Annotated in this window: 22 protein-coding genes; 8 read left to right on the top strand and 14 right to left on the bottom strand. The window is 40.9% G+C overall.

All coding sequences use genetic code 11. The features are described 5' to 3' along the window. Positions 1-22 precede the first annotated feature (22 nt). From DI077_RS11205 to lepB, 5 genes are all read right to left on the bottom strand, one after another. The gene (locus DI077_RS11205; protein WP_109019304.1) at positions 23-1,747 is read right to left on the bottom strand and encodes a GMC oxidoreductase; all 1,725 of its coding nucleotides are present in this window, start codon (positions 1,745-1,747) and stop codon (positions 23-25) included. 61 nt (positions 1,748-1,808) lie between these two features. Further along, a complete protein-coding gene (locus DI077_RS11200) occupies positions 1,809-2,291 on the bottom strand; it encodes a GDYXXLXY domain-containing protein (RefSeq protein ID WP_109019305.1) in 483 nt (160 codons plus the stop codon). Beyond that, positions 2,288-3,274 carry a DUF4401 domain-containing protein gene (locus tag DI077_RS11195; RefSeq protein WP_109019306.1) on the bottom strand — a complete coding sequence of 329 codons (987 nt, stop codon included), beginning with the start codon at positions 3,272-3,274 and terminating at the stop codon, positions 2,288-2,290. Before DI077_RS11195 ends, DI077_RS11200 begins: the two co-directional genes overlap by 4 nt. After that, the gene (locus tag DI077_RS11190) at positions 3,271-4,185 is read right to left on the bottom strand and encodes a DUF2157 domain-containing protein (RefSeq protein ID WP_109019307.1); all 915 of its coding nucleotides are present in this window, start codon (positions 4,183-4,185) and stop codon (positions 3,271-3,273) included. The genes DI077_RS11195 and DI077_RS11190 overlap by 4 nt, the downstream gene beginning before the upstream one ends. 4 nt (positions 4,186-4,189) lie before the next feature. Then, positions 4,190-4,720 carry a signal peptidase I gene (gene lepB, locus DI077_RS11185; RefSeq protein ID WP_109019308.1) on the bottom strand — a complete coding sequence of 177 codons (531 nt, stop codon included), beginning with the start codon at positions 4,718-4,720 and terminating at the stop codon, positions 4,190-4,192. A 113-nt stretch (positions 4,721-4,833) separates the two neighbouring features. On the opposite strand from lepB, the gene uvrC reads away from it, so the two are divergent. The 4 genes from uvrC to DI077_RS11165 all read left to right on the top strand — a co-directional run bounded on the left by uvrC (position 4,834) and on the right by DI077_RS11165 (position 13,353). Then, positions 4,834-6,693, top strand: a complete 1,860-nt coding sequence (gene uvrC, locus DI077_RS11180; protein WP_109019309.1) for an excinuclease ABC subunit UvrC — start codon at positions 4,834-4,836, stop codon at positions 6,691-6,693. 680 nt (positions 6,694-7,373) lie between these two features. Beyond that, positions 7,374-10,346, top strand: a complete 2,973-nt coding sequence (locus DI077_RS11175; protein WP_135354854.1) for an LIC11755 family lipoprotein — start codon at positions 7,374-7,376, stop codon at positions 10,344-10,346. Continuing rightward, positions 10,343-11,740, top strand: a complete 1,398-nt coding sequence (locus tag DI077_RS11170; RefSeq protein ID WP_109019311.1) for an LA_2168 family protein — start codon at positions 10,343-10,345, stop codon at positions 11,738-11,740. Before DI077_RS11175 ends, DI077_RS11170 begins: the two co-directional genes overlap by 4 nt. Further along, entirely contained in the window at positions 11,740-13,353 is a 1,614-nt protein-coding gene (locus DI077_RS11165; RefSeq protein WP_109019312.1) for a phospholipase D-like domain-containing protein, read from the top strand. The genes DI077_RS11170 and DI077_RS11165 overlap by 1 nt, the downstream gene beginning before the upstream one ends. A gap of 3 nt (positions 13,354-13,356) precedes the next feature. Here DI077_RS11165 and DI077_RS11160 read toward each other — a convergent pair whose 3' ends face one another. Both DI077_RS11160 and DI077_RS11155 read right to left on the bottom strand, forming a co-directional pair. Then, positions 13,357-13,542: a hypothetical protein gene (locus DI077_RS11160; RefSeq protein ID WP_109019313.1), complete on the bottom strand. Its 186-nt coding sequence runs from the start codon at positions 13,540-13,542 to the stop codon at positions 13,357-13,359. Positions 13,543-13,588: 46 nt separating this feature from the next. Continuing rightward, complete coding sequence (locus DI077_RS11155; RefSeq protein WP_109019314.1) at positions 13,589-14,833, bottom strand: MFS transporter; 1,245 nt, start codon at positions 14,831-14,833, stop codon at positions 13,589-13,591. A gap of 261 nt (positions 14,834-15,094) precedes the next feature. Here DI077_RS11155 and DI077_RS11150 point away from each other — a divergent pair, with 261 nt between their 5' ends. The 3 genes from DI077_RS11150 to map all read left to right on the top strand — a co-directional run bounded on the left by DI077_RS11150 (position 15,095) and on the right by map (position 19,289). Further along, complete coding sequence (locus DI077_RS11150; protein ID WP_109019315.1) at positions 15,095-16,033, top strand: hypothetical protein; 939 nt, start codon at positions 15,095-15,097, stop codon at positions 16,031-16,033. 131 nt (positions 16,034-16,164) lie between these two features. Beyond that, positions 16,165-18,504, top strand: a complete 2,340-nt coding sequence (locus DI077_RS11145) for a response regulator (protein WP_109019316.1) — start codon at positions 16,165-16,167, stop codon at positions 18,502-18,504. Positions 18,505-18,545: 41 nt separating this feature from the next. Then, positions 18,546-19,289: a type I methionyl aminopeptidase gene (gene map, locus DI077_RS11140; RefSeq protein ID WP_109019317.1), complete on the top strand. Its 744-nt coding sequence runs from the start codon at positions 18,546-18,548 to the stop codon at positions 19,287-19,289. A 47-nt stretch (positions 19,290-19,336) separates the two neighbouring features. Here map and DI077_RS11135 read toward each other — a convergent pair whose 3' ends face one another. From DI077_RS11135 to DI077_RS11105, 7 genes are all read right to left on the bottom strand, one after another. Then, on the bottom strand, positions 19,337-20,347 hold the full coding sequence (locus DI077_RS11135; protein WP_109019318.1) for an LBF_2017 N-terminal domain-containing protein: 1,011 nt from the start codon (positions 20,345-20,347) through the stop codon (positions 19,337-19,339). Between the two features lie 8 nt (positions 20,348-20,355). After that, positions 20,356-21,138 (bottom strand): FecR family protein, encoded by a 783-nt coding sequence (locus DI077_RS11130; protein WP_242935171.1) that lies wholly within the window; start codon positions 21,136-21,138, stop codon positions 20,356-20,358. A gap of 134 nt (positions 21,139-21,272) precedes the next feature. Next, the gene (locus DI077_RS11125) at positions 21,273-22,451 is read right to left on the bottom strand and encodes an NnrS family protein (RefSeq protein WP_109019320.1); all 1,179 of its coding nucleotides are present in this window, start codon (positions 22,449-22,451) and stop codon (positions 21,273-21,275) included. A 9-nt stretch (positions 22,452-22,460) separates the two neighbouring features. Continuing rightward, positions 22,461-23,042 carry an SCO family protein gene (locus tag DI077_RS11120; RefSeq protein WP_109019321.1) on the bottom strand — a complete coding sequence of 194 codons (582 nt, stop codon included), beginning with the start codon at positions 23,040-23,042 and terminating at the stop codon, positions 22,461-22,463. 21 nt (positions 23,043-23,063) lie between these two features. Continuing rightward, complete coding sequence (locus tag DI077_RS11115; protein ID WP_109019581.1) at positions 23,064-23,768, bottom strand: formylglycine-generating enzyme family protein; 705 nt, start codon at positions 23,766-23,768, stop codon at positions 23,064-23,066. A 91-nt stretch (positions 23,769-23,859) separates the two neighbouring features. After that, on the bottom strand, positions 23,860-25,245 hold the full coding sequence (gene nirK / locus DI077_RS11110) for a copper-containing nitrite reductase (protein ID WP_242935170.1): 1,386 nt from the start codon (positions 25,243-25,245) through the stop codon (positions 23,860-23,862). A gap of 86 nt (positions 25,246-25,331) precedes the next feature. Next, a complete protein-coding gene (locus DI077_RS11105) occupies positions 25,332-25,886 on the bottom strand; it encodes an NUDIX hydrolase (protein WP_109019323.1) in 555 nt (184 codons plus the stop codon). A gap of 114 nt (positions 25,887-26,000) precedes the next feature. On the opposite strand from DI077_RS11105, the gene lsa19 reads away from it, so the two are divergent. Beyond that, the gene (gene lsa19 / locus DI077_RS11100) at positions 26,001-26,600 is read left to right on the top strand and encodes an adhesin Lsa19 (RefSeq protein WP_109019324.1); all 600 of its coding nucleotides are present in this window, start codon (positions 26,001-26,003) and stop codon (positions 26,598-26,600) included. Positions 26,601-26,666: the final 66 nt, after the last annotated feature.

The raw sequence follows: 26,666 nt of genomic DNA, 5'->3' as shown, positions 1-26,666 counted from the left end.
TATTTTAAAGAAGCAGAGTTCTCTAAACCAATCCAGAATCAGGTTCAATCCCAGTGATCCCTTCGGCCACTCGTTCACTAAGTGCACTGATAGTGGCAATCGGATTTGCTCCAACGGCAGTCGGAAGAAGGCTTCCATCCGCAACAAATAAATTTTGATATCCGTACACTTGCCCGAATGTTTTCGGATCTGAGCTTGTTACTCCCGCTTCTGGATGATCGGAAAGTACGCAACCTCCCAGGGAATGTACTGTAATATTACTTTTGGAGAAAAAGTTCCAGGTAAATAGAGGGAACCATAATTTTGCTTTTGTAATTTTATAAAACTCTTTAGAAGTTTCTAATATCTTTTGGTACAAAGGCATACTTTCTTTCTGAGTCCATCGGATGTTGAGCTGGCCCTCTTGCAAAAACATCTTTCCGTGGGAATTGTCCACTCCCATGAAAAGCAGAACGCTGGAATTTTGTGAAATATCGTTTGCAAGTAAGTCTTGGAATAGATAACCCGATCTTCCGTACAAGCTGCCTACCTTTGTGAGTTTGTACCAGATATCTTTCAGAAGTGATTTGAGCGACTTCCAAATGGACGGGGTAGGGATGAAGTTCACCGCCCAAGAGCCGAAACTAGGATAACTTGCGTCCTCCAAAATAAAAGCCCGTTTGGGATCGGGGTCTTTGAAGAGATTGAAGTCGGTGCCTTGGGTGATCACCGGCCCGTAATTGGGATTGGACTCTTCTTTTCCTTTCAGAACGAAGGACAGAAAGTCTCCGTTTCCCGAAAAATGTTCTCCGAGTTTGGAAGAAATTTTGGGAAGGGTTTTCCATTCCTCTTTACACCTTAACAAGAGTTCTGTGGTTCCCAGAGTTCCCGCGGAAACGATCACTCTTTTGGTATCGGCATAACTCAATCTGTTTCCTTTCAGAGTCAGATCTAAAAAATAAATCCGATATCCGTTTTCCCCTTGGGAGTTCGGATCTTCGTTTCCTTGCAAGTCCAAAGGAACGATCTTTTGGACAAGATGTTCCGTTTTGATTTCGGCCTTGTGAACATGTTCTGCAACATGCAAATAGTTCAGATCTACCGTATTTTTGGAATGGGAATTACACCCCACATCGCATTCCCCGCAGTAGGTGCAGGAAGTTTGAAGTGCGCCGTATCTGTTTTTTTCCTGCACTCCGATCGGAGTGGGATTTTGAAAATCATTGCCGAAAAATACGTTGATATCCAAAAGTTTGGACTCTCGACCGAGAGATTCCGCTACTTGTTTGAATCTTTCCGTTCGAATGATCCTTCTTCTGGGATCATTGTTCGTAGGAACGGGTCTTGCACCTAATACTTCTTTGGCGATCTTGTAATAAGGAGTGAGTTTGTCTTTTTTGCAGGACTCCGGCCAACGTGCATCTGCGAGGACCCAATCGGGCGGTTCCAAAAACACATTGGCATAAATCAAAGAACCTCCGCCGAATCCGGCAGAGATGACTGCGTCCATTTTTTCAAAATGACGGATGTCGAATAATCCGTGGGTTTCTTCATCTTCGGGATTTCCCCCTTTGGTTTCTGTGGGAATATTCCAGAAGTTTTTGGACATTTCATGAGGAGTGCGTGCGAAGGAATACATCGGGTAACGTTTTCCTCTTTCCAAAACCAAAACCTGGCCGTTCGGCCATTTTTTACTCAGTCTACAGGCGGAAATTCCTCCCCCAAAACCACTTCCAATTACTATAGCTTCATACATTTGTTTCGTCATATCGTTCCCGTTTAGCGGAAAGTCTTACGGGCAAATAAAAGAAAGTCTAGTGAAAAATGGTTTATTTAAGTTCTTTTTTGTTTTGGTCGTACAAGCCGACTAACAATTTGTCTCCGTCGTCATCAACACGAACTCCTGCAAATTTCGCTTCTTCGAAAACTTCTCCTTTTCCTTCTTCAAAGAAAAAAGATTCGGCACCGATCCGAACATCATAATCATGTTTGAAATATTTGAGACAATGTTCACCCGGCTTTTTTTCCGAGCCTATTTCGGAAAATCTTACTAAGCTTAAGACGTTTTCGGGGGAAAGATTGAAAACGATACATCCTCTGCTCGGGATGTTCTCCGTGGAAATCTGGCTCCAATCGTAACGTAAAATCATATAATCGCCCTGGAAGAGGGAACGGGGGTCTTGCGGTGCGAGGGGAATCAAAACCAATTTTCCATGATTTCGGATCCCTTCCTTTTTGATTACCGAAAATAAGACGAAGCCGATGACGAGTAGGGTATTTACCAGGATGAGGATAGGTCTGATATTTTTCATTTCTTAAGTTCCTGTTTCGGCAGACGGAATTGCCAAATATAATAGGCGAATAAAAACAAGGCTCCTGTCCCCAGCAACTGATAGGACTTGGCCAGAAGAGTCACTTGTAAATTATAATAGTAGTATATTATAAATCCGATGAGCGAGAGAATTCCCCAAATTTGGATGGATTTTACCGAATAGGCAAATCCCAAAAACAGAATGAAAATCCCTCCGATGATACCTGGGCTATGAATCGTCGGATATAGAATCAAAAAGAAAAACAGGTAAAATCCGATGATGAACTCTTTTCGCAGTCCCAATCGGACATATAACTCTTTCCATAATAGAACAATGAATATGGAATGAATGAGTAAAGAGGAAACGATAGGAACCCTGAACTCATAACCTAAAAATCCTTCGATATAAGGAGAGATCAGGTTGGCGATGAAAGTGATCACTAGGGCATCCTTGCCGACGGAAAGATGAAGGGAAACAGGTTCTCCTTTTCTTTTGTTTCGGGAGTATTTATCCAAAACAAAATAGAGGAGTATGGCAGCGGTATAGAGTAAGATCGGAAAATACAAATTCAGTTTCAGTTGATAGAGAACTCCTGTCAAACTGGCAAATCCGATGGGAACCGATAAAAATTTCTGAACACCCGATTGGAATACGCTGAACAAAACTACCTGGATGATAAATACAAGGAAGAAGATCGAAGTAAAATCTTCTCTGACTGATTCGGAGATTCCGAATACAAACAATCCTTGTCCTATATTTACAAAACTGACTAGAATCGGTTCCAAAAAGACGGACGACTCTTCATTTTGAGCTAAGCGTGATGCGGCTGTGGTTCCGAAGAGAAAAACAAGTCCGATTAGAATCGAAGAAGTGGAAGAGTTTAATAAATCCAATGCGGCAAGAAAGAGTAAAAACAATCCTCCTGCAATGAATGCCCCGAAGAAAGTGAGGATACGAATGTACCAAGGTATGGATGAATTCATTTCGATTCCTCGCTTGAGTGTTCTTTTCTAATCTGCAAAAGATGCATCACCATACCTGTTGTTAATCCCATGATAATGAAAAAGCCGAGGAAAGAATCTCCCACGGTGTCACCACCTGTCAGATACTTTATATAAAGTGAAAAAACAAATCCCAATCCAGAGAGTAGCGTGAAGGAAAGGCAGGCAAGATCGTATATGAAAAAGCGGTAAAAAGTGTAAAGCCCGGCCAAACCTACAATCGTAATCAAGATATAAGGGAGAGCGATTTGACCGTCTTCCCGTAAAAAGAATATGGCTTGATTTGTTCCGTAATTTAACCAACCTAAGGCGATGACAAGAATCAGAGGAGAAAACCAGGAGGATCTTTCTTTCTGTGCTTTGAGCCTCGTCCAAAATTCGTAGATCGAAATTGCCGCTAAGTTTAAAACGAATGCGGAATAAACGGCCCAGACGGGAGGAGTGAACCGAAGGACTTGCTCCCAGTAAAGATCAAACGTAATGTTGAGTAACAAAATCCATAAAAACCAAACAACCGACGAACCGGAGATAGCAACAAGTAAGACACTGAAGACAGCCCAACCGAAAAACAAATCATAAGCATTTGCCCCTGTCTGGTAAATCTGCCCGAATACCAAAAGAATCTGACCTACGAAAAAAAAGGCCAATGCGCCGAGTAATTCCCGAACCCATAGTTTTTCGAAATTTCTAGTATAAGCAATGTTAATTGCAATCATTCCCAACGCAACAAGAGATAATTTGGAATAACGATGAAGTCCGTTCCAGTTGAATGCGAAGAAAAAGATCACTCCCGCCAAAAAGAATAAGGCACCGAAAACAAGCAGGAATCTTTTCCCGAAATCGGACCAGTCGCTTAGGTTTGGTAAGTCTGTTGATTTTCTTTCTAATAACATGATCTTACCATACCTTCCCGATAATCAATGATTCCGGAATCGGTCCGAGTTCTCTGGAATCGATTCCTATTTCTCGGTTGTCGCATAACAAGAAGAAAGTTTTTTCCGGAACTATGAGTTTCGGTTTTTCATCACTTTCCGTTTTTCCAGTAGGAAGTATGGGAAGGTTTTGGGATTTGGGCTTGGGAAAAATCTCATCGGAAACAGGATTTCCGTTTCGGTATGCTTCTCTTGCGGAAATATAGACTTCGTCTCCCGGTTTGCCTAAGATTCTGGCTAAGATATAACTGTTTTCATCCAAAGGGGATTTTGCCAGAACCACATCTCCTACAAGTAGGGATTTTACCGACGTTAACTTGTTGATATAAACCGTTTTGCCTTGGGAAAAACTAGGTTCCATAAACGAATTAGAAACTTCTAATGGAGTAAGAACTTTTAATTTAAAAATAAATGCCAGTATCAGGGCAATCAAGAGGGGTGCCCCTACCTGGAAAAAACGTGCCTTAACGGAAATCTTTTGGCGTGATTTGGACATGGCTATAAGGGCTTTTTATTTTCTACACTGTAAAGCCTTTTTTACCTTTTTAAGTCTTGCTTGCAGTTTCTTTCCGTTTTTGAAACCGTGAAATAGAGAAACCGATAAACAAAATGAAGGATCCGTTCGTTCTTAAATCCATCCAAGAGAAGATCAAAAATCTAGGCTCCGTATCCGGATGTTATCTTTGGAAAAATGCTGAGAATGAAGTCATTTATGTGGGAAAAGCGGTCAAACTCGAATCGAGAGTCCGCTCCTATCTCAATCCGAACCACTCCGATCCCAAAACCCGGGCCTTATATCTGGAGTTGCAGGACTTTGATTGGATTGCTACAAGTACTGAAACGGAAGCTTTGATTCTCGAAGCAACTTTAATTAAAAAATACAATCCGAAATTCAACGTTCGCCTAAAGGATGATAAACGATATCCTTTCATTACCGTTTCCATGAGCGAACCTTTTCCGATGGTTTTTCTAACCAGAAAAATAAAAGATAATGGAGACCGTTACTTCGGTCCGTTCACCGATGTAAAGGCGGCCCGCGATACATTGGAACTCATCCATCGTATTTTCCCTGTTCGTAAAACCAAACTCAAGCTTCCCTTGGCAAAGCCCGGAAGACCTTGTTTGAATTTTCATATGGGGCGTTGCCTGGGTCCCTGTCAGGGAAATGTTCCCGAGGCCACCTATAACGAGTTAATCGATGAAATTCTCAGTTTTCTGGAAGGTAAAAAAGAAGGACTTGTTCAGAAACTGAAGAGATCAATGTTGGAAGCTTCCGAAAGATTGGAATACGAAAGAGCCGGTTATCTTAAAAACCGGATCGACCAAATCGTTCAAATCCGGGAAAAACAAACGGTTGTAAGTTTGGATGGAGGAGACGAGGACATCATTGCATTCGCAAGAAGAGATAATGAAGGTCAGGTGATACTCCTAGAAGTCCGAGGAGGAAGATTGGAAGGTAAAAAATCCTTTCCGATCACGGGTTTGGAATTATCTACGGAGGAGGAAGTCATCGAAGCATTTCTCAGGGATTATTATTTAAAAGTCACATTCCTTCCTTCTCTCATTATTTTACCTTCGAAAGCGAAAGCAAATTATTCCGTTACTCTGGAAGCGATTAAGGAACATACGGGAGTACTTCCCAAGTTGAAATTTCCCGACGGAGGCCAGAAAAAATCGTTACTTCGTCTCGCGGAAAAAAACGCAGAACTCTCGTTAACCGAAAGAATCCTCGCAACCAAACTAAGGGATCAGACGGTGGCGATGAAAGAGATCCAGGAGAAATTGAAACTCCCCCATCTTCCGCGTGTTATCGAATGTTACGATATTTCCCATTTCCAAGGCTCACTTCCGGTGGCGAGCGGTGTCATGTTCGTAGAAGGAAAACCGTATAAGTCCGGTTACAGGCATTATAAAATTCGAGGTTATGAGGGAATCAATGATCCGGGTATGATGCACGAAGTGATCGGTCGCAGACTTTCCCATCTTTTGAACGAAGAGGAACCTTTGCCCGACTTGATCGTAATCGACGGAGGGTGGACCCAACTTTCCCGGGCTGCGGAAGCTGCGAACGCTTTGGATTTGGGGCAACTTCCTATGGTGGGACTTGCCAAAAAAAGAGAAGAGATTTATTTTCCTGGTGAAAAAGAGCCTTATACATTCGATATTCATTCCCCTATGATGCGTCTCTTGAGAAATGTAAGAGACGAAGCACATAGATTCGGAGTGACTTACCAAAGGACTCTCCGAAAAAAGAAGACACTCAAATCTTTGTTAGATGATATTCCCGATATAGGGGCCGTTCGTCGGAGAGCGTTGTTGCGTTATTTTCAGAACAAAAAGAAAGTCGAAGATGCGACTCTTCTGGAATTAGGCACGGTTCCCGGTATCGGAGAAAAGTTAGCCGAAAAAATCTGGGAAGCATTGCAGAAGCTAAAAAAATCCAGGCTTGCCAATCAAAAAACCGAATAGCTTCCTCTTCTCTTAAAAGCAAGTGAGATGTTTCTCATGTGAGGCATCGAACGTTTCAAAAAGGCGAACTTATTTGTAAAAAATTTCTATAAATAGGAAGTCCGCTTTACAACCAAAAGGCGGTGTGGTATAAGGAGCACATTGGGTGGCGGGTCTAGTTCCCCACCCAAATCAGGGCGGGGAAATTATCGTTTTTTCCTATAGACTAAAGAAAAACTAAAAAACAATTTTAGATTCACCTAAACTACATTTTCATAAGATATCTTGATCAGCTTCTCGCTTGGAAAACAAAACCTGAAATAAAAAAACCGATCAAACCTAAAGGTCGCTAGCTGGTTATAAAAACTAACCCCCAGCGCCAACGATCGCAGCGAAAATCCTTTGCGGAGCAAAGATTGAAGCGGAGAGCGTGGTCGTGTTGAGGAACGGAGGGACGGTAATGGAAAGAACCGAGGCGCCCAATCGAACTAAAATAGAATAGATTTTCTCTTCTTCTCTTAAAAGTAAGTGAGATGTTTCTCGCGGTGGCGGAGGCAGGGACGCCGGAGCTCGTGCGTCGCAACACGGAGGTTACGCGCACGAGAGCGTGAAACATCGAACGTTTGGCAAAAACCCGAATCATTTTTTATTTTTTAAAACCAAACTTACTACATTTTTCTCCTTACCTGGCAGAGGGAAAGATGAGATTACAAAACCTTGTCCTTGGATTTTTGTTTATTTGGTTTTCTTTGTCTTGTATGCGAAAGGGAAATTCGGATTCGATTTTTCCTGTTGTGTCCGGGCCTTCACTTGCTTATCCTGATTTTCATTTCAGTTACGGGGAAGGGGTTTCGGATCATGAATATTCCGAGGAGCGTTTTTTCGATTCTGGAGAAAATGGTTTTTGTCTTTTGTCCCTTCCCAAGTTTTTATTCGACCGGGAAATAGGTGCTAAATTTAAAGTTTGCCTTCCTGTGGATTCCGATACGAAACCTTATTGGGAAAATTCGTTTTCTATTTTGGACGAGATGATTCCGTCGGAGCACCCGAGAGAGGGTTGGGGAAAAGGTTGGCATGCGAAACATCTGAAGTTTTCGGAATGGGAAAAAGAACATAAAAACCAAATCCCGATTTTATCTTACGCAAAAAACCTGCTTTCTGACGGAACAGTCGCCTATTCCCGGTTTGATGTTCCGTCCGCGGAATTTTACAAATGGTCGGATAAAGAATGCGAGATTTTATTTCCTTCACGAATACTTGCAACTACAGTTTCGCAGATTCGTTTTGTCTCTTTGGAATTTGCATGTTCGGGTCCGATTTCTTTGAAAGAAAAGATTATTGAACAGAACCAAAAATGGTTACAGATATGTAAGCCGGATTCACCGATTGTATCAGAATCATTCCGTCATTCGGATTCGATTTACAAGCGTTATTTGGAATGGGAAAATCCTTCAGATGAAGTGATTTGTCCCGAGTATGAATCTTTCGGTTTTGAAGAAACGGATGCAATGCCGGACGGTAAAATTTTCGCGAAAGATTTGTTTTTTTTTAAATCATTTCACAAATTGATTCTTCCTAAATCCGTTTTTCTTTTCCGTGATTCGGACACAATGTCCGGTTTGAAGTTGGATTTGCTTCTGGCGGAAAAGATAGGGAAAGAAGGATTTTGGGATTTGAACGGAAGTTTGTCTGTTGAGCCGAAATATATCTTTTCGCAAGGAGGGGAATATTTTGCAAGCAGTCGTCGAAAATCGAGTTGCAGAAATACTTTTAATTTTTATATCACAAAAGATTCGTTTTGTGGTAATCCCGGCCTTCCGAACGAATTAACTGGTGCCGTTTTAGAGGCTCGATTTCCGGAGAGGTCCTGCACCATTGAGAATATCCGACTCACTGAGTATTTTCCGGGCACTTCCTCCGGTTCTGCATTTCAGTTGGGCGCTTACCTGGAGTGGGTCAATGACGGTGAAGTTTGCGATCTTTCCTCTCTGGAACTGATATATGAAGGAGAAGTCTTTCCATTCCAATCCAAATCAAAACCGTTGTCGAAAGGAGAAGTGTTTTTAATTTCCAGGTCGGCCTGGGACGGTTGGTCTTTTTTTTCTTTGGCAAGACCGTTTAGCACCAAACAAATCAAGTACAGAATTCCCGATCTTAGGATTGCGGAACGGGAATCAGAGAGAAGCAAAACGATTGATCGTTCCGAAAATAATTACTCTTTAACTCACAGGGCCGGGAATCCGGAAAGATCGATTCTGATTGATTCGGATGGAAATTCTGTACCTCATCCCAATTCGAATTCTCATCCTTATTTTGCTGCAAGAGAATTGTACATTAGTCCGGGAGAGGTTATTGCTTTTGATAGACATTCGTATTTGCCTTTGGAGATCTCCGAAGTTTTATTCAAAGGAACCAAAGACGGAACAGGGTCTTATCCGGAAAAATTTCTGGAATGGAAAAGTCCTTCGGACCTGGAAGGTTTCGTATATTTTTCCATTGAAACGGATGTGAGAAGAAATTTTGTGTTTTGGAAGGAGAAAGGTAATCTTTTTCCTTTCGTACATTCGGGTCCTTATGTATGTGTACCGTTAGTCGGTTTAGACCTTCCGGAAGGAATTTTAAACGATCGAATCACTACGATTGCCACTTCCGATTCTTTTTACCGGAATTTATATTCCGAAAATCCCAAGTTTCAATTCAATTATAATCCTCTTATCTACCAGGACCTTGGCACAGATCCAAATCTAAGAATAAGCCTTCATCCGGAATCGAATCCGTTTTATGCCGCTCTTAGCAAACAAACGGATATTAGTTGTTCCGTTTATACTTACTTTAGTCCCGGCGCGCCGAATCGAAAGGGAATACAAATGGCAGGTTTGGAAAATCAGGTCTCCGGATCGGGAAAAATTTTACAAATGAGTACGTATTTTGTGTTATCCGAAAACCGGATCGAGGGAACATCGAGACTTTTTTCCGAGACCCATTCAATTTCGCTTCCGCTGATTTTCGAACCAATTCTCCCGGAGAGAAAACTTACAAATCCGGAATTTCAAAATCTAAGTTTATTTCATCCGGACGAAATGATCTTTTCCGAATTTTCTTTCCCTTCCGAGATATTTCACCAAACAATGATTCATAGACAGGGAAACATCACCATCGAAGGAGTTTTTCCGAATCCCGCATTGCCCCAGAACGAATGGGTTTATATTTGCAATCGTTCGAATCATCCGGAAGATTTAAGTCTATTCTCCATAGAAGATGAAAACAGTTCGGACGGAATTGTTTCTTATCAGACCAGATTTCCGAGCAAGATACCGCATTTTCTTTCGAATTCCTATTTGGATTTTGGGTCCGGTGTTTTGAATCCGGGAGATTGCGGATGGATCGTTGATCCTGAAGGTGAGAATTGGTATTTCCCGCCGATCCTCCGTAATACGGACAAATTACTTACCGTGATTTCCACATCGACCATAGGAAACGGAATCGCCTCACAGGAAAAATTGGATCTTTATAAAACAGTTAATGGCGGTAGAATTCATATTTCCAGTTACGGAAAAAAAGGAACTATTTCTTCTTTTTCGGTAAAGACGGATACGGATCAGTATTCTTTGCTGAGTCCCGGTAAGATAGGTAATGACTCAAAAGATTTTCAAATCTTTCAGGTTCAAAATTGAAACTCTTATATATTTTGGCGTTTTTATTTTTCCAAATTGGTTTTTTATATGCCGATAAACAAGGATTAAGTGTAAGTGCGGGATCCAGAACGACGGAAGTTCAGATTCTTTATGAAAGATTAAGATCCGGCCTAGTCGAGCCACCGGGTTGGTTTCTACAAAACGGTTTTCCGGCATCGAATGATTTGTCCGGGCAATATTTGAATCGAAATACCGAACAAGTCCATTTCGGAGGTTTCGGATATTCCGTTTCCCGAGAGCGTTCGGAAGTCCATTGGAATATGTTAGTTGCCGCAAAAGGAAATTCTTCCCAGCCGGAAATCTATTTGGGAAAAAACAGTTATATCGCTGGTAAGTTATGGGGGCTTCTCATCGGTGTGGGTCGCAAAGAACATTCCTTTCGTTCTTCACCTTTTATAGGTTATTCGGACGGAGGGGAAGGAGTTTTTTTCGAGAAAATATTTTCCGAACATTTGAAAGCGCAGGTATTTCTTTGGGATTACTACCAAGGTTACAGACTTTTTGAAAAAGAATTTTTATCTCCTGAGATCATTTCAAACGGGAAGAAAGAGCGGGCAACCGGTCAAAGAAGAAGGCATAGTTTGGGATTAACCTATGGAAAGAAATCTTCTTTATCTTTGGGAATCCAATATTTGGAACAAGGTTCTTGGGGAAAACAATCAAGAGAGATCGAACCGGATGTGAAAGAAAAGGGAGGAGACGGGGATTCTCTGGTTACAGGTGTTATAGGAGGAAAATTCGATTGGAATGAATTTTATCTATTGGGAGAATTTCTTTGGGCGAAAGGAACGGACAGAACTTACTCAAAATCGATTCAAAACCAGGGTTCTCTTCCGGTCGAGGGGGAAGCCGTATCTTTCGGAGTGGGTTGGAAAAATAGACTATACGGTGTAAGGTGGTCTCATTTTTTAAACGATTCCGACAGACGTTCCGACACAAATAAATTATACAGTTTGGGATTTATCGGAACGGGAACTCATCTCGGATCAACACTATTTCTCTCTCAAGTATTGCAGATTTATCCGGGAGGATTTGTTACGGGAAATGGCTTGGAAAGAAACCAAACATTGCTTAATGGAAGAACGCCTGCTTATTATTCCGAATTGATTTTATCATACAATACCGATTTGTTTTCCTTCCGTATGATCGGGGCCTATTTTTTGCCTTATCTGGCGGAAGGAAAATCGGATGGAAAAATCAGTTTTAAAAAAGAGCGTTTCGAAATGTTTTTTTTGGCGGAGTCGGGTTTGGAAACAAGCATTCATTTGGAAGGAGTTTTGGAATTGGGGGTCTTGGTAAGTTATCTGTGGTCTAGTGAAAGTTTGGGGCTTCAGGGCACGATGGTCAGTTCGTTCGGGAGAATTCAATTCTGATGAAAAATCTAACGATTCTTTTTATTGCTGTCTTATTTGTGAATTGCAAACCGAAATCCAAAAACGACACGGATCTATCCGCATTATTAACCGGGATTTCTTCCGTCGAAACTTTTTTCTATTTTGCCTTTCCGGGAAGAGATACTCCGGAAGATAGCAAATTTAAAGTTAGGCGGAAGGTTGTCAGTTTTATCGATAAAGCCAAGTTCAGAATCGACGGATTTATTTATAGTTTGGATGATTTGGACAGTTTGATCGCTTTGAAAAAAGCGAAATCGAGAGGAGTGAAAATCAGCTTATTGGGGGACAAGGACGAATCTTACGAAGAGGCGGAAAAATTCGGGATTCATGTGACTCCCTGGAAAGGATCGGGAATCCACCATACTAAGATTTTATTCGCAGATGATGAGAAAGTGTTTCTTGGCACCGGAAATTTCAGCGGGCACGGACTGATTCGAGACAATAATGTTTATTGGGAATGGGCATTGCCCGCATCCGAGATCATTAAATTCAGAGAACATTTGGAAGAAATCGATTTGTCAGGTGTTTTCCTATTTTCCAAAGGAATGATTTTGTTTTCTCCCGAAGCGGGAAAACAGATCCAAGACAAAATTTTAGATTCCATTCTAAATGCAAAAACAAGCATCCGTTATATGATTTATACTCATTATGATCCCGTGATTAGTTATGCGTTATTTGCCGCAAGCAAGAGAGGAGTTCTCGTGGAAGCCGTATATAATTTCCCGATCAATGACGGCGGAAAAATTCTCGGAGATCTATTATCTTACCCTTCCAAAATCTATGTAGATGGAAACGAAGATGTGGAAGTAAAGGAAGGAAGTTTTCGGGGAGGATTATTACATCATAAAACAATGATTATCGATGAGGAAAAGGTCCTCGTCGGGTCTTATAATTATACCGTATCGGCAAGAGATGATAACCGTGAGTTTTTCATTGAATTCAATTCACGAAACATTGCCAAAGAGTTTTTAGGAGAATGGGAGAGAGTCAAATCCATCGCCACCGAATACAATCCCGATCCTGACGAGGAAAAGACACACTATCATATCACTCGAATGGGTTCCAAATTTTTGAACTCTTTTCTTCTGACTAAACAAACCGGCGCTTCCACTTTCGTTGACAAAAATTCTTCGGGACTCTCCAGCATTCTGAATGTTTCTTTAGGCATAACGGAAGACGACTTTTATAAACAGATCTTTCCCGACCGGTTTAGGACCAGAGATTATGCTTTGCCGCCCGGGTTTCAGTGGATGAATGAACCATTACGATCTCATTCCGGTTGGTCTTTTCTGACGTTTTGGGATAGATATAGATGGACTACGGATGAAAATATTCAAATTCGAAAATTGATCTTATGGGACGGGAAAAAAGAACCGTCCGTATTTTATCCGGTTTCCGGAAATGATTTTGATCTCAGTTTGAAAACAAAGATCGTCGGAGAAAATTGGATCGTTCTCGAAACGAATTTAGGTTATCTGAATATTTGCACGAAAAGGAAAAATACGGAGATACCCGCCTGGATTCGATATCTTCAGCAGAAACAAAAAATAGAATCTAAGGGGAGTGGTGTTTCTGTATGTCGGGAATTTTAAAGATCAGTCCAGTTTATCTTCCAGCAAAGGAACGATGATTTTGGCAATATCGTCGTTCAATCGCATGAAATTATTAATTCCCAAATGCGCAATTTTAGTATTCACTTCGGTTAACATCGTTTTGATGATCTTTTCCAGTTCTTCCTTATGGGTTGCGGAAAGTTTTGAATCGTGAATAATATTGCTCATAATTATCTCTAATCTTTTTCTATTGTAAATTTTTTTCCATCACTTTTTAGACCCAATCTTTGAGCTCTAATTTGCGAAGTTTGGGAATGAACCTTGTTGATATTATGACGATCAAAATCGTCATAATTCCTCCGAATAATACCGAACCGACAGGTCCCATCGCTTCGGCAGTTGTTCCCGATTCGAATGCACCGATTTCATTGGAGCTTCCGATAAAGATTTTATTGATGGAGCTGACTCTGCCCCGCATGTCTTCCGGAGTCATCGTTTGCATAATGGTGGAACGTATAACTACGGAAACACTATCGAAAAAACCGGAAAGAAATAATGCAATAAGTGATACCCAAAACAAACTGGAAAGCCCGAATACCAACATACAAATTCCGAACCCTAAAACACTTCCCAAAAGTAGTCCTCCCGATTTTTTAAGAGGAGGTCTATGGGTGAGAAAATATGCCATTACGAAAGCACCGAGGGAAGGTGCCGCACGCAAAATTCCCAAACCTTCCGATCCCACATTTAGAATATCTTTTGCAAATACGGGAAGCAGTGCGATCGCTCCTCCGAATAAAACCGCAAACATATCCAGTGCCATAGCACCTAACATAATTTCGTTTTTCCAAACGAATTTGAGCCCTGCGGCAAGACTTTGTAGCAAAGGTTCTCTTGTCTTTTTTTCAGGAAGAGGTCTCGGCGCGATGAAAATGGTCATAAAAAAAGGAAGTCCGATGCAAACGCAGTCCAAAATATAAGCGGCTTGAATGTTGATCCAACCGTAGAGCAAGCCACCGACTGCCGGTCCGAGAACTGCGCCTGCCTGAAAGGAAGTTCCCATCCATGCGGCGGATTGTGCGTATTTATCTTTGGGAACGATTTGGGTCACAAAACTAAAGATAGCCGGTGAAATGAATCCTCTGGCAATCCCTGAAATAAAAATTACGATAAAAATAGGATACGCTTTGAATTTTTCCAAAAGAAAGTAAAAAGGTCCCGTAAAACTAAGTAAAGCAAGAGAACAGAGGAATAAAACGAACAAACAAATCAACATAATGCTTCTTCTTTCTTTAATGTCTGCTAAATGGCCTGCATATAAAGCCACTATAATAGAAGGAATGGCTTCTGCAAGACCGATGAGACCCAGATCCAATGTGCTTCCTGTTAGATCGTATACCTGCCAGCCCACGATTGTGGCTTGTATGTTGATGGCGATTACCATGAAAAATCGGGAAATGATGAAAAAGCGGAAATCTCTAAACTGAAAGATGGAAAAATTGGAGAGGTATTTTGCCATGAAAGGTCTCTACCTTCATTAGTTTTTTCGTCAGGAGTTCTGTCCAGTCAAACAATCCCGCATTTTCCGCTTTCTTATTTGAGTCATTGGTTTTTGCGATACAACCTAACGGATATTATCCTTTTTTTGTTATACTTAATCCTAAAATCAACTTTTTGGTTTCGAACTATTTTTCTCCGGGGAATTGAGGAACAGAATAAATATCTTTCCTCTTTCCCCGGGTAATTTTTCATTTCTTTAAGCGAGGAAAATCCGACTCATATGTCATTAGAAAGAAAAACTTCATTTTTTTGGGCTCCTAATTCCATTCTGTTTTTTGTCTTTTTTATTGGTTTTTTCTTTGTTTTTGGCTCGGTTTCGGCGGAGGAAGAGGGGGGAGCAGCACCCTATCATGTGGGAAACCGAAAGGGGAAATGGACACTCCAGTGGGGTTACAACAGATCGAACTATACCCAAAGTGATATCAACTTTCGGGGTCCGGGTTATCATTATACTTATAAATCCGTAGATGCAAAGGACAAACCTGAACGGGTTTCCGCAGTGTACATTGATCCTACTAAATTTGAAATTCCTCAGTACAATCTCAAAGCTTCCTATTTTTTTTCTGACCATTTCTTTTTGGCATTCGGCCAGGATCATATGAAGTACGTTGTCACGCAAGGACAGCCGGTGGCTTACTCGGGTTATGTGGATCCGCTAGTCATCCAAAAAAATAATCTTCACCCCGCAATTGAGTCGATTGCATTCCAGTATTTATTTCCAGGTCATATTGCGCAGATGGCAGGTTACCACGGGGGGGAGGAAGTGATCACATTGACCCCCGACATTCTCAAATTCGAACATACGGACGGTCTCAATTTTCTTTTCCTGGATGCAGGATACCTGATTCCTCTCTGGACTGCTGCCAATGGGGAATCCGCTTTGAGCTGGGTATCGTCCGTCGGTGGCGGAATGGTCGTTTGTCGGACGGATGCCAGAGTGATGGGAAAGGGGCAAAATAATAATTTTCATATTTCCGGTTACGGAGTTTCGGCATATACTGCGGGACGTTATGAATTTATGAAAACCTATTTTTTGGAGTTAGGTGCAAAAGCCGGGTACATTGATTTGACCGATATTCTTACGAGTGGAGGTTCCAATCGGGCTTCCCAAAATTTTGGGTTCATCGAATTGGTTTTTTCGGGTGGAATTGCCATTTAATATGATAAGATATGCTACAATGAGCCAGGATTTCACCTATCATTAAACATAAAAAAAATAATCAAACTCGGACAAATTCAGTTACGAAAGTTTCTATTTTTCCCGTTTTTTTCGTCTGATTTCCTTAAATCATGGATTTCCATATATACCAAAGTCTGATTGAAGGCCTTCCTTACGGATTCGCCTACCACCGTCTGATTTTGGATGAGGAAAAACAACCGAAAGACTATCAAATCTTAGCCGTTAATGCGGCTTTCGAAAATTTAACAGGTGTTTTCTCCGAGAAAATTGTCGATCGGTTTGCTTCCGAGATAACCGATTTATTACCAAAATCGGATTTTGATCGAGTCCAGGTTTACGGAAATATTACAATTCACCGAACCAGAAGAGAAATCGAATATTTCGTAAAGGAAAAAAATCGCTGGTTCAAAGAAACCGTTTATTATCACGAACCGGATCATTTTGCTGTGGTTCTGGAAGATATTACGGAGAAGAAAAATACCAAAGGTGCTTTGCGGGAAAGTGTTACCAAATGGGTTAAACTTTTCGATATTCTTCCTATCGGAGTTTCCATCGTCGATAAAAACCGTACCTTATCCGAGTTCAACCAAACTCTAAGCGATATAGTAGGCATTACCAAAGAAGGTCTGGAACAAGGTTTATATAAACAAAGAAAATATTACGGATCAAACGGCAAACTCTTGTCATCTGATGATATGCCGACTGCAATAGCACTGAGAGAACAAAGGCCTATTCACGCGATGGAAGTGGGGATTGAAAAAGAAGACGGTTCTTTTATCTGGACGGAAGTGAGTGCCATGCCTCTTCCGTTTGAAGATGAATCCTGTGTGATCGTAACAACCGATATTACGGAAAAAAAACAATCCGAACAGATTTTATTATTTGCGAAGGAACAGGCTGACGCTGCAAATCACGCCAAATCGGAGTTTGTTGCGAATATGAGCCATGAGATCAGAACTCCTTTGAACGGAGTGATCGGCTTTTCCGAGTTATTATCAAATACCGAACTTGATCCTTTGCAAAAAGAATACGTTCATAATACAATCGTTTCCGCAAATTCCTTGCTTGGGATCATCAATGATATCCTGGACTTTTCCAAAATCGAAGCACGCAAAATGGAACTCGATGAAGTTGAAGTGGATTTGATCGAGCTTTTGGAGCAAATCATCGATATTCTAAAATACAAATCCGATGAGAAAAATTTGGAGTTATTATTAAATTACGAACTAGATCTACCTCGTTTCATCATCGCCGATCCGGTTCGCTTGAAACAGATACTTATGAATCTTTTGAGCAATGCAATCAAATTTACCGATACCGGTGAAGTCGAATTGCAAGTGGTATTCGAAGAAACAGATACTCCTAAAGGGCGATTTTTGTTTTCGGTAAGGGATACCGGAATAGGAATCAGCGAAAAAGATAGAAAAAAATTGTTCAAAGAATTTTCCCAAGGGGATGCCTCCACTACACGCAAGTTTGGCGGGACCGGTCTCGGCCTTGCTATCTCCGACTCACTTGTGGAAATGATGGGTGGATCTTTGAAACTTGAAACCGAAGTCGGAAAAGGAAGTGTATTTTATTTCGATTTGGTCTGTGAATTTTTTAAAGATGATAAGAAACCATTGGGTGAATTTGGATATTCCAAACGAGTCTTGATCGTGGATGACAATGCCAACAATCGTAGAATATTATCCCAAACTCTGATCGGTTCGAGCCAAATCGTTGAGGAAGCGGAAAATGGTAAGGAAGCATTGGAGAAAATCATGAACTCCGATCCTTTCGATGTCGTCATTATGGATTATCAAATGCCGGCTCTTGACGGATTGGAAACAAGCAGATGGATTCGGGAAGAACTTAAACTTTCTCCTACGGATCTTCCCATCATTCTTCTTCACAGCTCATGTGAGGATATGAAGATCATCAAATATTCCGTAGATTACGGAATCAACCAAAAGCTTGTTAAACCGGTAAAGTCTTACGATTTATTCAAAGCGATTAGTTCCATTCATCAAGCTGAGTCAAATCATAGATCTACGGTTTTTTCGGAAGAAGATACTTCGACAAAGAAAGATATATCAGGCCCTAATATTTTACTTGTGGAAGATAATTTGATCAACCGGCAATTGATGAAAAAATTCCTCAGCCAATGGTATCCGAATGCTTCGTTAGTGGAAGCGGAAGACGGACAAGCCGCCGTTACCCAATTCCAATTGAAAAAACCCGATCTGATACTTATGGACATTCAAATGCCGGTAATGGACGGCCTTACCGCAACGAAGACTATTAGAGAATTCGAAAATTCAAATGGAACAAAGGTCCCTATCATTGCACTGACTGCAGGTGCGTTCGTCGAAGAAAAGGAAAGATGTTTTTCCGCAGGTATGAATGATTTTTTAACGAAGCCGATTGATACGAAAGCTTTGAAGGAAATTTTACAAAAGTATTTATAAAATAGTTTCCTATACAAAACAAATTGGAATTCTAATAATATATGTCGATTCAAAACGAAAAAGAATTGCAAGGGATTTTAAAAGCGGGGAAATTTGTGGCCCTCGTTCGTGATGTTTTGGTTCAATTGGTAAGACCTGGGATCAGTACAAAAGAATTGGATTCGGTAGCTGAAGGCTATTTTCATAAATTCGGAGCAATGTCTGCTCCTAAATTCGATTATAATTTCCCCGGCTTCACTTGTATTAGCGTAAATGAAGAAGCGGCACATGGAATTCCTTCCGAAACGAAAATATTACAAGAAGGTGATCTGGTAAACATCGACGTATCCGGAAAGTTAGACGGCTTTTATGCGGATTGCGGTATTTCCATAACGGTAGGCACTTCCCAAAAGGAAAGAGTTCATCTTTGCCAGGCAGCCAAAAACAGCACCCTCGCAGGAATTTCCCAGGCGAAAACAGGGAACTATTTGCGAAATATAGGGAAGGCGATGCATCTTTCCGCAAAAAACGACGGTTATACGATGATAAAAAATCTGGCAGGCCACGGAACAGGCCGTAAATTGCACGAACCTCCTCAAGTATTGCCTTATGAAGATAAAAAAGAAACCTTCAAGCTGAACGAAGGTTTGGTACTGGCAATTGAGTCCTTTGTTTCAACGGGAGCTCATTATGTATATGAAATGAATGACGGTTGGACATTGAAGACAAGAGACGGATCTTTTGTCACTCAGTTCGAACACACTGTGATTGTTACCAAAAACGGAGCGATCATCGCAACTAAGTAGTAAAAGCAGGGCTGATTGTATCAGCCCCGGTCATTCGGATTTAAGATTTAAGGTTGGTTCTTTTTCTCTTCCGGAACAGTCGCTACTGCCAGAGAACTGTAGTTGATTTCAAATACTTGTGTTGCTTCTTTATTTCCTACTTTATCCACCGAATATACAAGCAAACGATATTGGTTTTTGCATTCGGAGAAACTGTCTTTCAACGATATAGGAGAAGTATACTTTTGGAAAGAGGCGGATCCGGAATTTGCACACTGAACTGCATAAAAACTTTCCCTGATACCACTTCCCAAATCAATGGAATTCAAACTGAGCTTGGTTTCGGGGGAATAATAACCCGATGATTGTCCGTTCGTTTGTTTTTCATCCAGCCACACCAAATCAGTCTTAGGCGCCAATGTGTCCTTGATAAAATGAACGGAACGGGTTTCTTCCTTGTTTCCTACCCGATCCACTGAGTAGTATTGCAGATTGTAATCACCTTCGTCTGAAAAACTGAGGAACTCGCCAGCGGGCAGAGTCTGCCAAATACTATCATTGATCTTGTAATGTGTTACAAGAGTTCCTGCCATCGAGTCGGCAGTCGTGATGTTTAATTTTTCGCGAGTAAGATAAAGGGTTACGTTTCCTTTGTCGGGAACGGCTACAAAACTACCTGTATCGCTCGGTCGTTCTACCACCGGTTCTTCTACCTTTGCAAATACTTTGGGAGCTTGTTTGAATTCATTGGGTACGGAAAGAGGGGAGCCTGGATCAACATCCGCAGAATACACTTGGGTCCAAAATCCTTTGGCTCCGAAATTTCCGATTCGTCTCACCCGAAAGAAAACGAATTCGTCTTTCGGATTGACTTTGATTTTGTTACCGGTGAATAGAATTACTTCCGGAACGGATTTGGTGATAGCATCGCCGTCTCCGGGATTTTCTTTCCAGAGTTCCAATTCGAAATTTGCGTCGTTCGGAGCATCAATTAGGATACTGAGTTCCCTTCTTGCTGTTTGCGAATAAACAAATGAAAGCGAAGATGCTAAAAGTAGAAGAATCGAAATCTTTTTCATTCGTATCTTTATTCGGCTTTTAGTTTGGGAGCTTCAGGAATTAAGTAAGGTTCTACCGGAGCTTTTCCTTTTTCTACGAAAGTCGCCATACCTTGAGTCACAGTGACTGTTTTTCCTTCCGCATTCACATCCACAATTCCTTCAAAACAGGAAGTTGTGCTATTGAGTTTGGAATCCAATTCCACACGGAACTCTGTTCCTCTAACCCCCGCAGTCGCTGATGGATTTACGATCGTTAGTTTGTAATCGCCTTGTTTGTTCGCTGACTTGTTTACCTTCGCATCCAAGCTCCCCTTAAAGAGTGCTACTGATACAGCAGAGTTAGGAGTTTCTTTTCCTTTTACTTCGAATAAGCTATCATGGAAAACTCGAATGAGTCCCACTTCGCGGATTTGAATGTCCACTTTACCTTTATCGGAAGTTTTGATTTGGTCTTTCGCGTGTAGTTCTTGTCCCAGTTTCACGGGAGTCCAAGGTCCCGATCCTCCGGCCCCATTCCATTCTACTTTGCCTACTACGAAACTGGCAACTCCCATCACAGGTTTACGAAGGAAGACAGGAATTGTTAGAGTCATTCCCGGTTTGATTAAGTTGGGGTTTGGAATTTTATTGTATTTTAAAAGTTCTGACCATCGATTGGAATCTTCCAAATATTTTTTGGAGATGAGAGAAAGGTTTTCTCCTTTCTGCACTGTAATTGTAATCGGTTCTAATTTGGGTTCTTCATCCGCAGTTAAAAACTGAGTTTGAGAAAATAGGATTAAACACAAAATCAAGATGTAGCGTGTCATTTTGTTCACCATAAGTCCATTATGATCTATGGAACGAAAATTTCTAGTTCTTTCGTATTTGTGGCGGATTTTTTGCTAAGATTTGCTGGGGATGCGGGAAATATTCTCGTAGAAACCCTAAAAATCCAAGCGACCTATCCTGTTTTCCCATCAGGTCTTTCTAATATTAGTATCATTGTATAAGAAACTAAGAAGATAAGAAAGCTAACGAATAGGCTCAACCCGGAAAGAGAGTAGGCTAAAGAAGATTGCCCAAACCACGGTAAACACACTCGTATAAGTACGGAAATGTTAATTAGGATGTAAGCAAACACGATCGATTTGCCTACTTGGATTCTCCTGCCGGTATGACCTAAAGAAACTCTGGTAATCATTCCATAGATAAATACTCCGATAGCACCTAATCCGAAAATATGGATGCAGGAGGAGAACGGGAACTTTCCTAAATGATAAAATCCTAGGCCCAAGAATCCCAAGATCATCCATAAATAGCCCGAATTCAAAACCCATAAAATGGGTATTTGACTTGAGCTCCATGGTTTCCAAAGACAGAAACGAAATGAATGAACTAGGAATAGGATAAAGCAAGATATAGATGATAAGATATAAATTTGGGGAAAATAATAAACTGAAAATTCGGAAGCGAGAAATAGTAAGCATAAACCTGAGATGATTTTTTCGATGTAAATGTTTTTGGTCGGGTTAGCGCCTTTTACTGCGTTTGTCGTAAAGAGGGGAATGATCCTTCCTCCGATAATCATAATATAACAGATAACGTTAAATAACCCAAGATGGATGAAATGCAAGGAATACCCGGACGGAAAATATTGCGATAGGGATAAAATCGCCAATAGGTGAAATAAAGAAAAGAGTGTTTGTAATATGATGATAATCCGGTTGTGTTCCTGTCCTTTCTGCAGCAAAGGAGGAGCCATATAATATAGAATACAAAAATCACAAAGAAGATCCAAACCGATGGCAATGGATGATATGATTGTATTTTGTGTAAATCCGAAACGCCCCAATAACCAGAGAACGAAGATTAGTTGTAGCTTTTTCTCTCTTAATAAAATTTTCCCTGTCCAGTTTTGAGCAGCAGTAAACAAAAAGCCGATCAAAATGGCCCTTGCAAATCCAAAGATCATTTCGTAGGAGTGCCATTCGATGGAAGAAATCACGAACGGTGAATTAAGAATTGAAAATAAAATGGAAAGCCAAACCAGGATCGCAATAAAGATATGAATGGATCCGAATAAAAAGAAAGGTCGGAATGCCGTTTTCCAGAAGGTATGATTGGAGTTTAAAAGCATCATGATATGATTTTAATATCCGTTTAAAATAGGGTCAATACTAGCTCCTATCCCCTCGACTCTCGTTAGTATATTTCCTTCTTTGGAAATCAAACTGATGATTGCGGAATGATTGAAATCTCCCGATCCTAATTTTTTATAATTGATTCCGAGAATGACGGATAAAGTTCTTACTTGTTCCTCTTTTCCATGTAGCAAATACCAATCGGAATCCAGTTTCATTTTGGAATGATATTCTTTTAACCTTTCCGGTGTATCTTTTTCCGGATCAAAACTCACTAATACGATCTTTGGCGATTGATTCGTTTTCTTTTTGATTTCACCGGAAATCCTTTTCAAATCATCTATGATTCTCGGGCAAACACTTTGACAGGAAGAATAAAACATACTGATGAGAAACGGTTTTTCCTTTAATTCAGCGAGCCGGAAAGTTTGATTACCGGGTAATGTCCAGTTTTCATCCAATTCGAAAAGACTTCCTTGGGTTTGGACACCGGACGGTAGAGAATGATCCGTTCCCAAATGATGACTCTCTTCTTTGCAGGAGGAGATTGTCATATAAAAAATCAGAAAAATAAAAATCGTAAATTTCATGAGTATATCCTTATTTGTTAATTATGGGGGTGGAGATGATGAAGCACATCGAAATCCTAAATACTTTGCAGTATATTTTCCCGACAAACCGGAACGATATCCGAAACGCATATAAGATGCATAATCTTCGAAATCATTTGCTTGTAAAGCGCCGCCACCGCAAAAAAGATTTCTTTCCAAATCTTTATCTGCACGGGAGTCTTCTGTAACGGAACTTGAGTTAAAATCATAAACCCATTCCCAAATGATTCCGTGCATATCGTAAATACCCCATCTATTTTTATATTTTCCTCTTTCGGGTAGACTTTCCGGTCTTTTTTCTCCATACCAATTTAAGATCACGGATTGAATGAATTTTTTATCTTTGTTTTTTGGCGGGATAGAAGCAACATACTCCCATTCATCCGAACTGGGAAGTCTTTTACCGTAGAACTCACAATAGGCGGTCGCGGAAAACCAGGAAACGAATGTTACGGGGGAGTTTCTTTTTTTCGAATCAGAGCCTAGCATATTCGAATCCAATTCGGCAAGATAAGTTTCATCCGCAAAAAGCGGGGAGGGAAGTCCTTTTCTCCACTTGGGATTTTTTTCTAAAAACTGAGAGAATTCCAAGTTACTGGTTGGATATTGATCTAAATAAAAACCGGGGATTTTGATCTTTCGTTTTGATATCGTTTTTTTATCCGAAAGAAACGGTGTATAAGTTCCTGAAGGAATATAAACCATTTTCACTTCTGAAAGCAAATTACCATATAAACTTAGGTAGAAAAAGATCAAACGGCTGTGTTTTAGCCCCTTGAAAAGTAAGCGGAACAAATTAATTCCTTTTCACTTCTTCTGATGAAATCTCATAACCTTTGTTATCCCAACTATTATATAAATAGGTAAGTACGTTCGCTATGTCGTCGTCGGAAAGTTCCAGGTGAGGCATCACATTATTGTATTTGATTCCATTCACTTTGATTTCTCCGCTCAATCCGTTTTTAAGGATTTTGATCGCTCTGGCCTTATCCGCATTCAAATAATCCGATTTTGCAAGCGGGGGGAAGGTTCCGGGTAGTCCTTTTCCATCCTTCATATGACATGCGGAGCAGACTGCGTTAAATACTCTGGATCCATCCGCAATCTTTTCTTCTTTCGTTTTTGGTCTGGGTTCTTCCTTTGTATCCGACTTCATCTTTTGAATCGCACCACCTTCCGGTAAATAAACTGTTTCTCCTTGTTTTCCAGAATAGATCTGCGTATTTGTAGCTCCGGATACTTTTAACATTCCCAACGCACCTTTATTAAATGCTCGGAATATGGAATGATCGACTAATATGTAAGTTCCGGGAACCTCTACTTTGAATTCGACGATCGTAGCTCCACCTGCAGGAATGAGAGTCGTTTGTACGTTTTTTTGGTTTGCTTCAGTGCCTGCTTCCGTATAAACATGATCGAATACTTCGCCTATCACGTGAAAGGAGGATATCAAATTCGGCCCGCCATTCCCGACGAAGAGTCTGATTGTCTCTCCTACATTTGCTGTAATTGCTTTTTCTTCCGTCAAAGCTCCTACCGAACCATTGAAGACAATATAGTCGGGATTTTCGGAAATGGCTTTTTCCATATTGAATCCCTGTAGGCCGGGGGCACCATGTTTTCCGATCGTGTAAAATTCACTTTGCAAAACATAGTATTCCTTATCTGCTTTTTTTAAAGCTTCTTTGGGCTGAACATAGATTAGTCCGTACATTCCGTTCGCAATATGCATCCCTACCGGTGCTGTTGCACAGTGATAGATAAAAAGCCCGGGGTTGATGGCTTTGAAAGAAAACTTGGAGGATCTTCCCGGAACAGTTAAAGAAGAGGCCGCGCCACCTCCCGGCCCGGTAACTGCATGTAAATCAATGTTATGCGGCATCTTGCTGGACGGATGATTTTTTAAATGAAATTCTACTTCATCTCCTTCTCTGACTCTGATCATCGGTCCCGGAACAGTTCCTCCGAAGGTCCAAAAAGTATATTCAACTCCATTGGATAGTTTGCCAACTTGTTCTACAGTTTCCAAATTGATGATCACTTTCGCTTCATTGTTTCTTTCTATTACAGGCGGGACTTCAGGGGCGGTCGTTAATCTTGCTTCTTCCTGAACCACTTCATTGCAATTGAGTTGAAATAATAAGGTTAAGGTGAGTAAGAGGATTCTGATTTTTGAGTCCATGGTTACCTCTAAGTGTAGCATGGAAGTACAATAAGAAAAATTGATCTAAATCAATGCTTTTTCTTCAAATCTCAAAAAAGATGACACTAACCTCTTTCTTGCTTTAGAAAGTACAATCCTAGTGCGGCTGCCATATGAGGGTGATGGATTTTACCTTCGATTAAATACTGTTTCACTTCTTCAGGAGAAGCAAGTAGGATCTCTATGTCTTCTCCTTCGTCAAATTCCACAGGGTCCGTTTTTTCCACATCTTTTGCAATATAAGAGTAGGACCAGTTGGTGAACATGGCAGGGTTTCCTGAGAATTTTGAGAGTAGTTCGTAATTTTCCTCTTTGGCAGTGAATCCGGTTTCTTCGCGTAACTCTCTTTTTGCGGAAATAAGAGATGCATCTTGTCCGTCTTCATCTACAATTCCCCCGGGGATTTCCAAACTGATTTCTCCCAAACCATGGCGGAACTGTCGAATGAGTAGTATCTTTCCCTCTTTGGTAATCGGAATCACATTCACCCAATCTCTGGATTTCAATACATAGTATGTTTTTATTTTTTGGGTTCTGGGTAGTTCCATATCGAAACTGGCTAGAGTGTAAATAGGAGTGGGGTAGATATCTTTCCAGTTTTTGCGTTCGTGTTTTGCCATGAGCCTATTAGTTAAAAATTTCGGCGGTGATTCTGAAAACACATTTTCGGAATGGTTTTCGAATCGGATCTTGTCTAAGCTCTACGTTATAAACGAAAACAGGAGTGCTTTCAAATGAAACAGTTTCTTTCTTTTTTAACCTTAGTCTCGATTTTCACATTTGCGAATTGCAAAGAGGAACCTAAATCCAAAGTTTTTACCATTTCCTTTTTAAAAGGGGAAGCGGAAAAAAGCCAAGAACCGAAAGCCCTGAAGACATACGATGTACTTCCTCAATCGGAAGTGATAAGAACCACAAAAGGCTCTACATTGGATCTTGCATCTGATCTGGGAACTATGCGTTTGCTTGGAGACACAGTTGTCAGCTTGGACACTCTTACGCAAGATGCCCTAACTCTTTCCGTTTCCGAAGGAAACATACTTGTCAAAGCGGCCAAATTGAATAAGGGACAGTCTTTGAAAGTGATCACTCCTACGGTAGTTGCTGCGGTAAGAGGCACTCAGTTTTGGGGCCAGGTCAATAAGGAAACCGAAACCGGTACATTTGCCGTCCGGGATGGTGCGGTGGAAATCACCCGAAAGTCGGATAATGTTTCTTTTACAGTTGAGAAAGGGAATGCCTTGGACATTGATCCGAAAAACAAAGACTGGAAGATCCGCACCGCCAAACAAGGCGAATTGGATGCTATGTCTCAGATCGATGAAATTAAATAAACCGGTTTAAAGTTCTCTCAAAAATACCGAAAGGTCGGCCTTTCGGGGTATTTTTCTGGTTTTCAG

The sequence above is a fragment of the Leptospira kobayashii genome (assembly GCF_003114835.2).
GTDB lineage: Bacteria > Spirochaetota > Leptospiria > Leptospirales > Leptospiraceae > Leptospira_A > Leptospira_A kobayashii.
The sequence above is the reverse complement of the archived record's forward strand: the minus strand, read 5'-3'. Positions and strand labels throughout refer to the sequence as shown.

Bases quoted from the DNA above. Each gene is read 5' to 3' on its own strand.
- DI077_RS11205 (WP_109019304.1), bottom strand. From the start codon at position 1,747: ATGACGAAACAAATGTATGAAGCTATAGTAATTGGAAGTGGTTTTGGG.
- DI077_RS11200 (WP_109019305.1), bottom strand. From the start codon at position 2,291: ATGAAAAATATCAGACCTATCCTCATCCTGGTAAATACCCTACTCGTC.
- DI077_RS11195 (WP_109019306.1), bottom strand. From the start codon at position 3,274: ATGAATTCATCCATACCTTGGTACATTCGTATCCTCACTTTCTTCGGG.
- DI077_RS11190 (WP_109019307.1), bottom strand. From the start codon at position 4,185: ATGTTATTAGAAAGAAAATCAACAGACTTACCAAACCTAAGCGACTGG.
- lepB (WP_109019308.1), bottom strand. From the start codon at position 4,720: ATGTCCAAATCACGCCAAAAGATTTCCGTTAAGGCACGTTTTTTCCAG.
- uvrC (WP_109019309.1), top strand. From the start codon at position 4,834: ATGAAGGATCCGTTCGTTCTTAAATCCATCCAAGAGAAGATCAAAAAT.
- DI077_RS11175 (WP_135354854.1), top strand. From the start codon at position 7,374: ATGAGATTACAAAACCTTGTCCTTGGATTTTTGTTTATTTGGTTTTCT.
- DI077_RS11165 (WP_109019312.1), top strand. From the start codon at position 11,740: ATGAAAAATCTAACGATTCTTTTTATTGCTGTCTTATTTGTGAATTGC.
- DI077_RS11160 (WP_109019313.1), bottom strand. From the start codon at position 13,542: ATGAGCAATATTATTCACGATTCAAAACTTTCCGCAACCCATAAGGAA.
- DI077_RS11155 (WP_109019314.1), bottom strand. From the start codon at position 14,833: ATGGCAAAATACCTCTCCAATTTTTCCATCTTTCAGTTTAGAGATTTC.
- DI077_RS11150 (WP_109019315.1), top strand. From the start codon at position 15,095: ATGTCATTAGAAAGAAAAACTTCATTTTTTTGGGCTCCTAATTCCATT.
- DI077_RS11145 (WP_109019316.1), top strand. From the start codon at position 16,165: ATGGATTTCCATATATACCAAAGTCTGATTGAAGGCCTTCCTTACGGA.
- map (WP_109019317.1), top strand. From the start codon at position 18,546: ATGTCGATTCAAAACGAAAAAGAATTGCAAGGGATTTTAAAAGCGGGG.
- DI077_RS11135 (WP_109019318.1), bottom strand. From the start codon at position 20,347: ATGAAAAAGATTTCGATTCTTCTACTTTTAGCATCTTCGCTTTCATTT.
- DI077_RS11130 (WP_242935171.1), bottom strand. From the start codon at position 21,138: ATGACACGCTACATCTTGATTTTGTGTTTAATCCTATTTTCTCAAACT.
- DI077_RS11125 (WP_109019320.1), bottom strand. From the start codon at position 22,451: ATGATGCTTTTAAACTCCAATCATACCTTCTGGAAAACGGCATTCCGA.
- DI077_RS11120 (WP_109019321.1), bottom strand. From the start codon at position 23,042: ATGAAATTTACGATTTTTATTTTTCTGATTTTTTATATGACAATCTCC.
- DI077_RS11115 (WP_109019581.1), bottom strand. From the start codon at position 23,768: ATGGTTTATATTCCTTCAGGAACTTATACACCGTTTCTTTCGGATAAA.
- nirK (WP_242935170.1), bottom strand. From the start codon at position 25,245: ATGGACTCAAAAATCAGAATCCTCTTACTCACCTTAACCTTATTATTT.
- DI077_RS11105 (WP_109019323.1), bottom strand. From the start codon at position 25,886: ATGGCAAAACACGAACGCAAAAACTGGAAAGATATCTACCCCACTCCT.
- lsa19 (WP_109019324.1), top strand. From the start codon at position 26,001: ATGAAACAGTTTCTTTCTTTTTTAACCTTAGTCTCGATTTTCACATTT.